16 protein-coding genes and 1 pseudogene are annotated in these 12997 nt (G+C 45.0%); 4 read left to right on the plus strand and 13 right to left on the minus strand.

Translation table 11 applies throughout. The annotated features are described in order from the left end of the window. Positions 1 to 6: 6 nt before the first annotated feature. The 5 genes from ACGF63_RS11155 to ACGF63_RS11175 are packed head-to-tail and all read right to left on the minus strand — an operon-like array spanning position 7 to position 3934. Positions 7 to 462: a DUF2597 family protein gene (locus ACGF63_RS11155; RefSeq protein ID WP_118985439.1), complete on the minus strand. Its 456-nt coding sequence runs from the start codon at positions 460 to 462 to the stop codon at positions 7 to 9. After that, positions 459 to 1370, minus strand: coding sequence for a DUF2586 domain-containing protein (locus ACGF63_RS11160; protein ID WP_387630716.1), 912 nt, complete (start codon positions 1368 to 1370; stop codon positions 459 to 461). Before ACGF63_RS11160 ends, ACGF63_RS11155 begins: the two co-directional genes overlap by 4 nt. After that, positions 1327 to 2040 (minus strand): phage terminase small subunit, encoded by a 714-nt coding sequence (gene gpM / locus ACGF63_RS11165; RefSeq protein ID WP_387630719.1) that lies wholly within the window; start codon positions 2038 to 2040, stop codon positions 1327 to 1329. Before gpM ends, ACGF63_RS11160 begins: the two co-directional genes overlap by 44 nt. Beyond that, a complete protein-coding gene (locus ACGF63_RS11170) occupies positions 2040 to 3071 on the minus strand; it encodes a phage major capsid protein, P2 family (RefSeq protein ID WP_387630722.1) in 1032 nt (343 codons plus the stop codon). The genes gpM and ACGF63_RS11170 overlap by 1 nt, the downstream gene beginning before the upstream one ends. Before the next feature lie 32 nt (positions 3072 to 3103). Then, positions 3104 to 3934, minus strand: a complete 831-nt coding sequence (locus ACGF63_RS11175) for a GPO family capsid scaffolding protein (protein WP_387630725.1) — start codon at positions 3932 to 3934, stop codon at positions 3104 to 3106. Between the two features lie 158 nt (positions 3935 to 4092). Between ACGF63_RS11175 and ACGF63_RS11180 the strand changes: the two genes are divergently transcribed. The 3 genes and pseudogenes from ACGF63_RS11180 to ACGF63_RS11190 all read left to right on the plus strand — a co-directional run bounded on the left by ACGF63_RS11180 (position 4093) and on the right by ACGF63_RS11190 (position 7226). After that, positions 4093 to 5871: a terminase large subunit domain-containing protein gene (locus ACGF63_RS11180; RefSeq protein WP_387630728.1), complete on the plus strand. Its 1779-nt coding sequence runs from the start codon at positions 4093 to 4095 to the stop codon at positions 5869 to 5871. Next, positions 5871 to 6924 (plus strand): annotated as a pseudogene (locus ACGF63_RS11185) (phage portal protein). The gene ACGF63_RS11180 and the pseudogene ACGF63_RS11185 overlap by 1 nt, the downstream one beginning before the upstream one ends. A 35-nt stretch (positions 6925 to 6959) precedes the next feature. Further along, positions 6960 to 7226, plus strand: coding sequence for an ogr/Delta-like zinc finger family protein (locus ACGF63_RS11190; RefSeq protein ID WP_176692807.1), 267 nt, complete (start codon positions 6960 to 6962; stop codon positions 7224 to 7226). 25 nt (positions 7227 to 7251) lie between these two features. On the opposite strand, the gene ACGF63_RS11195 is transcribed toward ACGF63_RS11190, so the two are convergent. The 8 genes from ACGF63_RS11195 to ACGF63_RS11230 all read right to left on the minus strand — a co-directional run bounded on the left by ACGF63_RS11195 (position 7252) and on the right by ACGF63_RS11230 (position 12202). Continuing rightward, on the minus strand, positions 7252 to 7422 hold the full coding sequence (locus ACGF63_RS11195) for a hypothetical protein (RefSeq protein WP_157975302.1): 171 nt from the start codon (positions 7420 to 7422) through the stop codon (positions 7252 to 7254). 224 nt (positions 7423 to 7646) lie between these two features. After that, positions 7647 to 9734, minus strand: a complete 2088-nt coding sequence (locus ACGF63_RS11200) for a replication endonuclease (RefSeq protein WP_387630748.1) — start codon at positions 9732 to 9734, stop codon at positions 7647 to 7649. Between the two features lie 25 nt (positions 9735 to 9759). Next, entirely contained in the window at positions 9760 to 9966 is a 207-nt protein-coding gene (locus ACGF63_RS11205; protein WP_387630763.1) for a DUF3850 domain-containing protein, read from the minus strand. A gap of 304 nt (positions 9967 to 10270) precedes the next feature. Then, positions 10271 to 10480: a TraR/DksA C4-type zinc finger protein gene (locus tag ACGF63_RS11210; protein ID WP_387630751.1), complete on the minus strand. Its 210-nt coding sequence runs from the start codon at positions 10478 to 10480 to the stop codon at positions 10271 to 10273. Positions 10481 to 10646: 166 nt separating this feature from the next. After that, positions 10647 to 10850, minus strand: coding sequence for a DUF2732 family protein (locus tag ACGF63_RS11215; protein WP_118987915.1), 204 nt, complete (start codon positions 10848 to 10850; stop codon positions 10647 to 10649). Positions 10851 to 10929: 79 nt separating this feature from the next. Beyond that, entirely contained in the window at positions 10930 to 11283 is a 354-nt protein-coding gene (locus ACGF63_RS11220; protein ID WP_387630755.1) for a DUF5347 family protein, read from the minus strand. Between the two features lie 135 nt (positions 11284 to 11418). Then, on the minus strand, positions 11419 to 11940 hold the full coding sequence (locus ACGF63_RS11225) for a phage regulatory CII family protein (protein WP_118985540.1): 522 nt from the start codon (positions 11938 to 11940) through the stop codon (positions 11419 to 11421). 37 nt (positions 11941 to 11977) lie between these two features. Beyond that, a complete protein-coding gene (locus tag ACGF63_RS11230) occupies positions 11978 to 12202 on the minus strand; it encodes a regulator (protein WP_118985541.1) in 225 nt (74 codons plus the stop codon). Between the two features lie 150 nt (positions 12203 to 12352). Between ACGF63_RS11230 and ACGF63_RS11235 the strand changes: the two genes are divergently transcribed. Next, positions 12353 to 12937, plus strand: coding sequence for a phage repressor protein CI (locus tag ACGF63_RS11235; RefSeq protein ID WP_118985542.1), 585 nt, complete (start codon positions 12353 to 12355; stop codon positions 12935 to 12937). Positions 12938 to 12997: the final 60 nt, after the last annotated feature.

The following is a 12997-nucleotide window of genomic DNA, read 5'->3' on the forward strand; positions in this document are numbered from 1 at the left end:
CGCATCTTATCCAATTAGACTTTGCGTCAGTTCTGCTTCCAGATAGGGAATACCATTAATGCGCACAAAATCGGGGCTGGTCACCACAAATTTCACTTTGTGAGTCATCACACTACCGCCTTTAGGGTCAACGTCCAGAATGTCGCTAATGATGAGTTTGCAGCCGTAGGCTTCAATCTTGATTTCTTCATTGCCTGCTTTGGCATACCACATCAAATCAACGGGCTGAATGCCTCGCCATGAACCCGCCGCGCGCGCTTTGGCAGTGACGATATCCAGATATTTGGTGCTGAGTTCAATTTCCCCCTCTGCCGCCACATCACCGGAGAGGTAACCATCCGGCACGCCCTGCGTTTGGGCGGCGGCGGTGTTATCAGTAATAGACAAACTGACCTTTTCGGCATGAACCAGATCCCCGTCCATATTAAAATCAACCGACTGGCCTGAAATCCTTTTGCTCATGCGATTTTCTCCAGACGGCTATCCAGCAACAGACTGACAGCGATCCCTTTCGGACATTCATAAGTGCGGATAACGATATAAATTTCCACCGTGTTTTTATTGCGCCATGTAATCACCACATCGCCATCTTTCGGGGATTTCACTTCCCCCGGAAAAGTCACGCCGTTAATCTCGGTACTGCGCGACATTTCACGCAAGGTACGGGCGAAGTATGCCTGATGCGTTGCAACACTGCCCGGCGTACTGTTTAAGCTACGGTCAGCAATTTTAGCGATAGCCTGCAAACGTACTCGACGCGCGACTTTATCAACAACCCGCAAGTTTTCGATACTCTGGTAGTCTCCGCCTTCTACGTCCAATGTGCGACCATCTGACCAATACATGCCGTCATAATCGGGATACCACATCGGCACACTGAAACGCAGTTTTTCCAAGGCTTGCAAGGTTGCCAGATCCATCGGTTTCCCTTCCCCATCAAGCGGGAAATCGGTTGAACCCAAATCCATCAATGCCCCGGTTTGTACCCGTGTGGGACTGTCCGCCACGGTGACGGCGCGGTTACATAAACGCCCTGCCAATACTCCCGCCTCATTGCCCCACAGGCACGGCACCAGTTGCACCGATGCCACAGCTTCGCCCTTTTGTAGCTCGGCCAAACGGGTGACATAATCCGCCCAAGTCTCTTTCGCCTGTGCGCCATCAACCGCCAGAATGGCCCACTGCCAGCGGCCAAATTTAGCCATCGTGTTGGCTCGCAAAGTTTGCGCTGCCTTAATCATGGCTTTGGTTGCGCCGACCGTCAGCGTATAGCCCTCAACACTGGCTATACGCTGCGCCGACGTCACCGCCTCAACAAACGCCAATTCATCCGCCGATTCCGGCAATACATGGATATAAACGGGCGGCAATCCGTTGCCGATAGGTTTTTACCCCTGATTTTGGATTGCACTGATGAGCTTTCAATAACCAGATATCCGCCTGCTCCAGCACATCCAACCTATCAACCGAACTCGCCTTAATGTCGGCGTTATCCCCTTTCAGCAAGTTCAAAGCCGCAAATTTGTAGTATTTCGCCTTGATTTTCTCGTGTATTTGCCATTTTTCAGTCACATTGTTGAATGTCCTTGAAAAATAGGGTTCCACGCTGTTTCCTGTTTCGGCCTCCGCCAGTGCCCAGAGTAAAACGGTGTCGGCAACAAACGCCGGAAAGCTACTGCGAAAATTGTCGGGGGTGAGCTGTCCTTGCTCAATGGCGATATCCGCCCAATCCAATCCTTTGGCAAAATCCCCAATATCAAATAACCAAATCACACAGTAGGCAAAAATCGGGTTTCGGTAAATTTCCCCCTCGGCTATGTAGCGTTCCGCCGTGGGCAGATAATTAGGCAACAGTTCCCGCTTTTTCATCTCTACCCGCTCCGCCGTTAACGCCAACTGGCGTAACCACTTAATATCCTGCTCAATGGCGCGGGCTTGCAGGTACATACTCGCCCCCTCTGCAATGGCAACCGCTTGTTGCCGCGCCAGTTTCTGGCGAAGTTCAACCGCAGCCCGGTGTCGTTGAGCAGGCGACAGCATTATTCTGTATCCAGTTTTTCCGCAGGTTCAGCCACAGTACCGATAGTGACGGCATCTTCATCATAGGCGGCATACAATTCCGGGGTTTCAAGCGCATAACCTTCATTGCGCAGGTATTTATTTTCGAACTGCTTGCGGTCATCCTCAAACGCCGCCTTACGCTGGCGAGTATTACGCTGTGTCAGAATTTGCAGATTCGGCAACATGGTGACTGTCATACGTTTACCCGGCATAAATGGCGGGATCATCGCCAGACGGCCAGCGATGGAACTCCCCAACATTTGCGCCGCAATTTTTTCAGTCGGTTTATCTGCCGCCTGATACAGTCGATATTGTTCCGCTGCCACTAAGTCAGCACCGACCAGCACCACTAAGCGCGGATCATTCCTGAATTGTTGCGGAATACAGGCGTTAATCAGGTCTGACGCCATCGCATCCAGTGAGGTAAAATCACCGTGCTCATCCAGTTTCACCGGTGTCGTAATCACCTGCTTACCGTTACTCCATTCTTTAGCGATTTGATGCCAACCCATGTTCACATCTTCACCATTCGGGTTGGCTTCTGGATCTGTGGTTTCCGCCACCCCCTGGCCGTTAAAACCAACACGGATCATGTCCAGTACAAAGGATTCATGAGTGAATTCCTGCATACGTTGGAAAAATTCATTTTCTGAACCAGAGTTCGCCCAGACAGATAACAAATCCCAAGGCAAGGCTGCGCCGGAATCGGTTTCAACCAAGTTGTATTTATTGCCGTCAACACCGGTTTTACGCATAAAACGGCCATCTTTTTTACGCCCGGTGAATAATCCAGGATTGCCGACTGACACTACCTGGCCGGAAAGGTGATCCACATCCGCACAGGTGATCATGCTGAGGAATTCCACAGATTCCAACAACGCACTGCGCAAGGCAATTTCCTTCGGGTCAGCCAGCGCAAAGTAACGCGATATATCTTCTACTCCATAGTCTTGGGCTAATCCCGCCGTATATTTCTGTAAAAATGACCGTGCCCGATGATTCAGTTGCATAGCTCTTCCCTTTGCCTTTTTCCATCATGGAATTACAGAAATTTAAAAGGCTCGTTTTTGTCGCCTTTGGGGTTACGCGAGGGCAAGCGGGTAGCAATACCTTCCAATTTGTTAAATTTTTTTAGAATATCGGGCAAACTGTCACATAAACGCGCAAATTCTTCGGTATCGACAACCGCTTTCATTGTCTCGACATCTTCCTGAACGTCAGCGACTTCTCGCTCAGTGGACTCCTGTTTATCTTCAAGCGCGGTAATTCGCGCTTCCAAATCTGCTACAGCCTGGGCCAGCGCCTGCAACGCATCATCGCTTGATGGTGCTGGCTCAGTTTCTTCGGGTTCTTCAATGTTAAAAAAGCTTTTCCATCCTTTTTTGGACCTTGTCATGTCGTTATCCTTAATGTGTTTAACCTCATCAATAACCCGTGGCTTATACGCACCGAATCGACGATGCTGGTTCCTTTTTTTAAATTGCAGACGCGTTGTGCCCACACTGGCGGGTGAGTCAGTCACTGCCAGTCCTTCCAGATAGGTTTTGCCGGTTCCGCGAAAATTACCATCAGGCGTCAGTTCAACAGAGGTAAACAGTAATTGCCCCTCTCGATTGGCCTGTAACAAATGATGATTGGGTCGCAGTCGCGCATATAAGCGTAAAACCCCGTCATCATCTCGCTCGGCTTTAACGGCTAACACTTCGCCCATTGCACCAAACCCACGTTCATGTTCCGGCCAAATGCGGGCGGTGTACAACGCTGGGTTATAGAGTTCGGCAGCCTCTAAAATCCATTGCGGTTCCATCACTCGGCCATCAACCGTGTCGCCCTCCGTGGCAATACATATCCAGTTAGTCATTAACTGAGACATATTTAATTCCTTCCATTTGAATCCAATACAGTATTGCGGATTCAATAAAATGCTGCGAATGGTTTAATTCTGATGAATTCGGATATAACGCCATAACCGATTCAGGTCGAAATTGAATTAGCGTCAGGATAAATTTAGCCCTGCATAATATGATGACTATGGCTAAATACTCTGATGAACTCATAAATGTCGCCCGTTCTTTATACCTGCGGCGATATACTCCGGCAGAAATTGCCTGTGAATTAAATCTGCCGAATCGGCGGATCATTTACTATTGGGCGGAAAAATGGCATTGGGCGGATATGCTCAGCCATGAAAGTGTGATTGAAGCGATTAACCGTCGGATTACCGTGCTCAGAGAACGCAACAATAAAACCACGCGGGAATTAGACGAACTCGACCGATTAATTACCCATCATATAAAACTGATGGCACAGGAAAATAAGCATAAAGAAAAGCTGGCCGAAATTAAGGCGCAAGAAAAATCAGGCGGTGATTATATCCCATCCAGTGATGGTGAACCCAAGAAAAAGAAACGCTATCGTAAAAATGATATTTCGACACTGACTAAAGAAGATTTCCAGAAATTTGTCGATGAGACGCTTTTCGGCTATCAAAAACATTTGCGCAATAATCTGGCAAAACAGATTAGAAATATCCTCAAGAGTCGGCAAATTGGCGCGACCTGGTATTTCGCCTTTGAGGCATTCGAAAATGCCGTGTTAACCGGCGATCCTCAAATATTCTTATCCGCCTCAAAACCACAAGCAGAAGTTTTTCGCTCGTATATCGTCAATATCGCTGAACACTTCTTCGGTGTAACGCTGACAGGCAACCCTATTCGACTCAGCAACGGCGCCGAACTGCGTTTTTTATCAACCAATAAAAACACGGCACAATCCTATTCCGGTCATTTGTATTGTGACGAATATTTTTGGGTGCCTGATTTTAAACGCCTCAATGAAGTGGCGTCAGCAATGGCAACCCATGACAAATGGCGTACCACCTATTTTTCAACCCCCAGCGCCAAAACCCATCCCGCCTATCCATTTTGGATGGGTGACGAATGGCGCGGCAATGATCCCAAACGTAAGAACATTGAATTTCCCTCTTTTAATGAACTGCGTGACGGGGGTCGTGATTGCCCGGATGGTCAATGGCGCTACGTCATCACGCTGGAAGATGCCATTAAGGGCGGATTCAACCTGGCATCCATTGAAAAACTGCGCAACCGCTATAACCCAGACACCTTTAACATGCTGTATATGTGTGTGTTTGTTGATAGTGGCGCCGCTGTTTTCAAATATCACCAACTGGAAAAATGCGGCGCTGATATCCATCTCTGGGAAGACCACGATCCCAACGCACTGCGTCCCTTCGGGGATCGCGAAGTCTGGGGCGGCTTCGACCCGGCCCGTTCTGGCGATACCTCAACCTTTGTCATTATTGCCCCGCCCATGATGGCGCCCGAAGTTTTTCGGGTATTGGCAACGTTCTATTGGCAAGGCATGAACTGGAAACACCAGGCGAAACTGATTGAAGATCTCTTCAAGCGCTACAAATTTACTCATATCGGCATTGATACCACGGGGATTGGTCACGGTGTCTATGAAATGGTGCAAGACTTCGCCCCCCGACAAACCCACGCTATCCACTACAATCCGCAAAGCAAAAACCAACTGGTCATGAAAATGATTGATGTGGTCAGTGAGGAGCGTATCGAATGGGATATGGAACAAAAAGAAATTCTGGCCTCATTTCTGGCTATTCGACACACCACAACGAAAAAAGGCGGCAGCATGACCTTTGTCGCTGACCGTTCGCGGGAAACCGGACACGCTGACGTGTTCTGGGCAATCGCTCATGCCCTGATAAATGAGCCGTTAAATTACGACAAGAAACGCACCTCTAAATACACATTTGCCAAGGCTGCATAATGAAGAAAAAGTTAAGGAAAACCCGTGCATATTCCCCACGCACAAACCACCGTCAACGGCAAATGAGCTTAATCACGTTAGGCAAACCTGAACCGATACTCACCACCCAGGACGGATTATCAAAATATCGGGTATGACAATGACTATGACCATTACACACTACCGATTGACCGGTTGGCCCTGGCACAACTGACCAACATGAACGGTCAACACGGCGGTGTACTCTATGCTCGTCACAATATGATTGCCTCGGACTATTTCGGCGTTCGAGGCGGAGTAAGCCATGAGCAATTCAAGTCCGCTGTAATTAACTTCCTAATTTTCGGTGACGTAGCGATCCTGAAAGTCCGTAACTTCTGGGGTGATGTGGTCGCATTGGAGGTCTTGCCCTCGCTATACCTGCGCCGCCGCAAGGATGGGGATTTTGTGGTATTACAGGAGGATGAACCCTTGGTTTACTCACCGGAAGAAGTGATTTTCATCAAGCAATATGACCCACAACAGCAAATTTACGGATTGCCGGATTATATCGGCGGTATTCATGCCGCCCTGCTCAACGCTGAAGCCACCATTTTCCGTCGTCGTTATTACCACAATGGCGCCCACACTGGCGGTATCATTTACACCAACGACCCGAATATCTCTGATGAGACCGAAGAGGAGATCATACGCAAGCTGCACCGAAGCAAAGGCATTGGCAACTTTGAAACCCTGTTCGTAAACATTCCCAACGGCGACCCTGACGGCATTAAATTTATTCCGGTGGGTGATATTTCAGCCAACGATGAATTTGCCAACGTCAAAAATATCAGCTCTCAAGAGGTGCTGACCGCTCACCGATTCCCGGCAGGACTGGCTGGCATTATCCCGACCAATGTCGGCGGGTTGGGTGATCCTGAAAAAGCCCGTGAGGTCTATCGCCAGGATGAAGTTATCCCCGTCCAAAATATGTTCATGAATGCGATAAACACGCATGATATACCTGAAATATTACATATCCGTTTTAAACAAGATCGCGTAAGTTCGGGTGCAAAATGTGCAAAAAACAGGTAAAATTACCGAAAATGGATACTTTGGGAATAAGGAACATGCGCGTATTAAAAATAATCTGCCCTGAATGTGGCGCTAAGGCGGTTATTCGCAAAACGAATCGAAAACACCGTGAAATTGCTGATCTGTATTGCGCGTGTTCCAATGTTGAATGTGGTTATACATTTGTGATGAATTTGACGTTTTCACACACGCTGAGTCCCAGCGCAAAAACGGGTGATAAACTGTTGCAGACTGTGATTAACAACCTCAACCCGCAACAGCGTCAAATGGCATTGGATTTGTTGCAAACCAGAGCTGCCTAATTCAAACTTTGAGCCAAGCCACTATTTAGTGGCTTTTTTCATTTTCATCAAATTGCTTAATTAATTGAGTAGTCAATTCTGAACACCAAATAAGAGCTTGATAACGCTCATCATTACTGCAACCTCCATTAATAGCCAAGCGTAACAGCAAATCAACGCGTTCCAGTGAAATTGACTCAGCAAAAAAATCTACCATACTATCCTCTTAACCCTATAATACTGTTTTTTTATACAGCATATATAAATATAATTAACAAGTGAAGCAATTCTGTTATGAAATAGTGTGTTATGTGATTTCTATCGTTTCTGATTCCATTTTCTTCAACATGTTCAGATAATGGCCTTTGGGGTCACGAACTATTTCATTAGTATCAATCTTGATACCCAAATTTTCACTTAACCTACTCATTATCATTTTTGTTATTTCAGTATGCGTTTTTTAACTTTATGTAGATGACCGAACATAGATAAACAATAACGTTGGCCATCTACGACTATGCTACTCCCCCTCAGTAATGAACGGGCCAGAGCATGGCTCATCTCTAAACCGTGCAAGTTAGCTGATTCATAGACCCGCCGTATTTTTTCGTCATCACTCATCTGATACCAACTATGATGAACCTTTTCTAAACACGGATCATTCCCTTTTCTGACCATACTTCGTGCCTCCGTACAGTTATTGACAGAACTCCAAGAGGAAGAAAAAACCAAACCCTCTCCCGCAGATACCGGGCTGGATTTAGGGACAATCTTCCATTTCACAGTACGGGTAACAAAAGAAGAGGACTCGCCCAAGCTGGGCGAGTAAACCCCTAAAATACGCTGGACATCCTCACCGTAGGCATTACCTTGTTCTGTGATCTCATACGAGAGACGCACGGTTAAATCCTTCCGTGCAACCAGTGCACCGCCCTGAAACTCGGTATAGGCTGACCAGTTGCCAACATCTGCGGCAAAGCGCACGTTATCCATATCCTGATCAGGCAAAATTTGCTCATCACCACGCAGACGACGCAGTTCGCGCCAGACAGAAACCGGAGCACCGCCAATCTGCTGAAACTGACGGATGCGCCAACGGCTCGCCCAGGCAGAAACAGAGCGGGACATATCCTTGAGGTTGTGTCCTGTCTCACGGTCAATTTCACCGTCGAGTGCGTACCCGTCGATGTTCTTTGAAATATATTTGGCGATATAGCCCGTTGCACTGCCCTTTTCTGGATCTATCCGCTTAACAAAAAATCGTGCGTTCTGTGCTTCTTCGCTTTTCAACTCGTGCGCATCTTCTTGGGTTGCGTACTTCTGCACAATTTCCCGCATTCCTTCGACGTGCTCAGGCAGCATAAATAACAACAGATGCCAATGCGGTGTACCGTCATGATGTGGCTCAACAACACGGAAACCGAACACGCTTATCCCCGCACGGGAATAAGCCGCACGGATTTTTGCCCAGACCTTACACAAATACTTTTGTGTATCCTTTGGGGTCGCACCGTTCCAGTTTTTCACAAAACCGCCACCACTATGTACAGAGTGATATTTAGAAGGTGCTGTAATAGTATAAAAATCTCCTACACAGCCCATTTCGTTAGCCAAGTCCTCAAAACCACGCTGACGGATCATAAGTTCACAACGACGGACGGCAGGGTTCGCAATGCTGCCCAAGACCTTATCGCTTAACGAAATTCGCTCTCCATCTTCGTTTTCTAAATCGAACGATTGCAGAAACTCCCAATTTAGCCGCTTCTGCTCTGCCCATTCGCTCAAAGTCTGACGTGAAACATAGGATGAAACCGCTTTCTGCACCTGTCCGACAGCAATTGCAATATGTTCGGCACGCATATCACGTATCCGCTTTAAACGGATGTACCACCATTGATCTGACATCATGCGCAGCAATCCGGCACATAATTGATCTTCTGTCGGTTTAATTCGACCTTTTACAAATTGCTGCCAATATGGGGCTATCGTTCCCGCTTGCTGTGTCAATTTAGCCAAACGGGTATAGACATGAATTAATCTACGGCAAGCGTCCTGCTCATTCTGTAGGGCCTGTTCAACATATTGGTCGTAACTCTCAGCCATAAACCGCGCAACCTCATGCGCAAGCTGTTTTATTTCTTTACGTCCTAATGTTGGCAATTGTTCCAGTGATTCGATAAACGGGAACGGCATAACACCAGATACGATATGCTGGAACTCGTATTGTTCATTGACCAATTTTAACCGTGGTAATACGTTCTCGCAGAACTGACGTAAAAACGTATTAGCCCGGCGGCGACCAGATTGATTGAAAATGTTGGCATAACGTGTTGCAAGGTAGATCGCCAGTGAATGCGGCACATTCTCAAGATATTGATGCCGCCATGCATAATCGTTGGGATTTGCCTCCCACATAATACGTTCAGCCAGAGTTGCGTCATTCGGCAACCCTGGCTGAAATTCTATACTCTGGCGATACATTGAACGCAGTGCATCGCCGTTATTTTCTTCTTTTCTTTCAATATTCATGTTACAAACAATTAACGGGAATTAATTAAAATAAAAACAAAACAAATTCTTTCGCTATCTGCGGATACAAATCTTTATTAATTACCGTTACATGGGTTATTTTTCCTGAAATCAATCTTCCTATGAAATTTCCATTATCATCAATTTTATTCAATGCAAGAAAATCACCTGTTTTATATTCTCGATCATTTACTCTAAATTCTGCTTTTTTCTCTCCGTTATCGATAGCTATAAAATAAACTCTTTTTTAAATGATGAGTTTTGTTTTTCACTTTCATGATTATTCACCCTCACGAAAGAAAAAATTCGGTGATAGCGATGTAAGTTCATATCTGATATTTCCATATGAATAATCACAGCTAACATCATCTCTTATGACAGAATTAACGATAAAGGTTTTAACCCTAACGCCTTTATATTCACGCAAAATAACAATATCGTTTTCCTCAATCACGGGCATAAATACCGATACATCAATGCAAAGCTGATGATTTGACACAATGCAATCAAAATTTCTAGTTGTTAGATCATGATATCTAGTCATCCCATACACTCCGATAATGTTTCTGTTCCATCTCGAAAACCTCCTGACAGGAAACACAACGGGTAACACCCATAACTTTCATCCGTCGCTCTGCTGGGATTAATTCCCCACAATCTTCACATTCAAACGCAGAAACACTAACAGGGAGATTTATATGCCTTAATATTCTACGTTCTAGGCTGTGTCCCTCAACTGTCTGCACAGTGAAAAACCATGCAGTTTTCTCGGTGATTGATAGCAAAAATGTAGATTAATGGTTCAAAAAATGAACGGAATTGACGTTTTCTCTTCACCTTCAGTCAGTCCAAATGAATTGCGGGACACAACCTAGTATTTCATCTACATGTTGGCAAGCACGGTCGATAACATCAGACATAGTGCCACTCCTGAGCCTGACGCTCGACGTTCTCAGATTCACGTTGCAAAAGCGCTGCACTGGCCGCGTGATCCATTTTATTTTTCAGAACATGTGCAGACAACTTCGCTAAACGGAATGAAAATAAATCTGCATAATGCTTGCGTTCATCCTCCCGCACCTTTTTTATTAACTGCTCAATACCTGTAGCTTTCATTTATTAATTTCCTTGTTTTTGGTAATAAAAATCCCTGACGTGTTAGCGCCATTAAAATCAAACCGGTAATTATCTTTATTTAATTAGGCAGTGATAGATTATTCGGTAATAATGCACTCGTTGCCTTGATAAGATTTATTGCTCGTATCAAATTAGTCATTTCTTCACTGGTTAATTCATTCAATGCCAGTTCATGCCTATCAGTTGGTATCCGTGCTATATAAAAAATGGCTGCTAACACGCGTTTATTATCCACATAATTTTCGCTACGTTTATCTCTCATCTCATTAATAAAGACACTTAACTCTTTATTATCAGATTTGAAATATTGTGCCCTGACTTGAGCGACTTTATTTAATCCATTAACCCGCGCTTCAAAGGATATTAAAAACGCGCGTTGTTCGCTTGATTCAAATTGATATTCCGTGTTCACGTAAACCTCATCGAATCAGGAACAGAATAAAATAAGCAAAAGCAAACAAAACGATTGGATAGATAAATCTATCTTTTTTGGGTTTAAATGACTCACCAGTCAATTTATATTGGTGTTCTTGCTGCTCTAATGCATTCATGCTGACCTCATACTAACAATGCTACCAATACCTGCAACAACATCAACAGCCGAACTAGATGCAGGATTAGAATGCCATCTTGATGAAATGGTGATACCCGCTAAAGTTAATAATCTGATCGCATTATTAACCGTCCTCTTAAACTCAGCTACACGGGTATGGTTGAAATGATCTCCCGAAACAACGGCACTTACCAGTTTTCCCACTTCTGCCGTTACACCTAACAAATAACTCGACATGCTGGAATCACAAATCTCATTCACCGGTACTGATGGTTGGCATTGCAATTGCTCCAGTAATCCATCCAAAATAGATGCGTCTTGCGTTGCATCGGTTAACTTCATCAAGTCAACACAAGTCAGCATATGGGGCTGTTCAGGGTTCAGCTTGTTGCGCAGCATTTGCGGATTCATTCCGATAGCTTCCGCAATCTGGGCTAAATTGCCCCTATGAGTGTTGGCAAATGCCCGGCAAGCATGATCAAAGTGTGTATGTTTGGAAACTTGATAATCAAACATTGCTGTTTTTCTCCAAAAGCGAAATGCTTTGCTCGTATTACGCGTTAAGAGAAAATGAAACATTGCAAACCGTTAATGCCTCAACAGTCAATGCGGCCATATTAATTTCAACTTTTTCATTTGCACGATTTTTCTTACGGATAGGTAAGCGACCATCACGGATCATGTCACGAGCCGTACTCATTGGCATGTTGTGAATGCGGCAGTATTCCTTTAATGGGAGGTATGGAGTAGTTATGGTGATTGTAATGTTAGGGCGCATAAGGCAAAATCCTCTATATTTTTATCTCGTTTTTATCAGTTTACATTCGTCAACTATCGTAAAAAACTACAAATTAAGGCTAAGATTATATCGTATTTAGCTACACGTCAACAGACGATATCGCTTTTTACGTCAAATCGTTAATTTACTATGACAGTACTAAACATTGATATGGCTGGAGAAAGCACTCCAGTACTAGATCGCATAATCGAAGCTTATGGATTTACTTCTAAGCTTATGCTCGCCCATCACTTTGATATGGCATCAAGTAGTTTAGCTGGAAGGTACAAGCGGAACATTTTTCCTTCTGATATGGTCGTCCGCTGTATGGCAGAGACAGGAGCAACTCTTGAGTGGTTAGCAACTGGTCAAGGAAAAAAATTTGCTGGTGACGAGCTGAACATCATAAAATTACAGAACCATAAGCTGGTAGACGGGAAACTGTATCAGTCTGGTTATGTTATGTTCGACAAGATAATGTTCACTACAGGCGTTTCTCTCTCTTCTGACTCTTTTTGCGTTTTGGATAACAAAACTCACTACATCATTGACCATAAATTTGCCGATGTTTATGACGGCAAGTGGCTAGTTGAAATTGAGGAAAAAATCAGCATTCGTGAATTAATTCGAATTCCTGTTAAGCGCGTTCGCGTTTCTGGTGTAAGTATGGCGTTTGATTGTGACCTAGACGATATCAAAGTACTAGGTCGTGTTGTAATGGCTTGCCATCAGTAGCACCATGAAGATATCAAATACAATGCTAACTTCTTTAAAAATAGCCACTCTTGCTTTTTT

This window comes from Photorhabdus sp. RM322S, from assembly GCF_042879395.1.
In the GTDB taxonomy this organism is placed as follows: Bacteria; Pseudomonadota; Gammaproteobacteria; order Enterobacterales; family Enterobacteriaceae; genus Photorhabdus; species Photorhabdus khanii.